Annotated in this window: 1 protein-coding gene; it reads right to left on the bottom strand. The window is 36.4% G+C overall.

What is annotated here, in order from left to right; translation table 11 throughout:
- Positions 1-942 carry an EamA family transporter RarD gene (rarD, locus tag AC1DJR_RS31375; protein WP_477004400.1) on the bottom strand — a complete coding sequence of 314 codons (942 nt, stop codon included), beginning with the start codon at positions 940-942 and terminating at the stop codon, positions 1-3.
- Positions 943-998: the final 56 nt, after the last annotated feature.

The raw sequence follows: 998 nt of genomic DNA, 5'->3' as shown, positions 1-998 counted from the left end.
TTATGATACTTTTGCTGATTTATTTTTAATAAATTTTGGTTGCTTCTGTAGTAGAAACTTTGTTTTCGCCATTGAAAAGACAAATAAAGCAATCCATATACAGAAAAACGCAATCATATGAGTAGATGTGAAATGTTCACCAAAAACGAACACACCTAAAATTAAACTAATAGTCGGCGCGATGTATTGTAAAAATCCTATCATATAGAGCGGAATAAGTTGTGCTCCTTTAGCAAAATAAAAGAGTGGTAATGCTGTAACAATACCCGCCCCTATTAAAAGAAACGTTGATATTGCCGAAATAGAACCGAACGAACCGAAGCCATGCACTCCTGTCATAAACAAATATATAAGTGCAAATGGCGTCACTAACATCGTTTCCATCGTAAGCCCAATTGTTGCGTCGTAATTTAATAATTTTTTCGTTAATCCATATAATCCAAATGAAAAAGCAAGTGAAAGAGAAACCCATGGAATTGATCCGAAACGTATCGTTAAAATAACAACGCCTAATCCAGCTAAACCAACCGCAACATATTGCCAAAAATTAAGCTTCTCTTTTAAAACAACTGTACCAAGTAAAATACTTATAAGTGGATTAATATAATACCCAAGACTTGCTTCGATTACATGGTTATGATTTACGGCCCATATGTATACAAACCAGTTTCCACTAATAAGTACCGAAGCAATTGTTAATGACATTAATAATTTAGGTCGTTTAAAAAGGGTCACTAACTCCCCACCAAACTGACGAAACCTCTTCGTTACTCCTAAAACTAACAACATAAAAACAAATGCCCAAACAATGCGGTGTGCTAATATTTCATCCGCCGGTACTTCCTCCACCCATTTCCAATAAATCGGAAGGACTCCCCACATCGTATACGCACCCGCCGCATATATAATTCCCTGCTTTTGTTGTGCCGCCTGACTCCCCATCTTCCTTTTTCTCCTCTTCTCTTTTTTTCTTCATTATAAAGTCTCACGTGCTTACT

The sequence above is a fragment of the Bacillus sp. 05T31 genome, assembly GCF_056396725.1.
Note: the sequence above shows the minus strand (reverse complement) of the source record. Positions and strands in the feature narration are given on the sequence as shown.

Bases quoted from the DNA above. Each gene is read 5' to 3' on its own strand.
- rarD (WP_477004400.1), bottom strand. From the start codon at position 942: ATGGGGAGTCAGGCGGCACAACAAAAGCAGGGAATTATATATGCGGCG.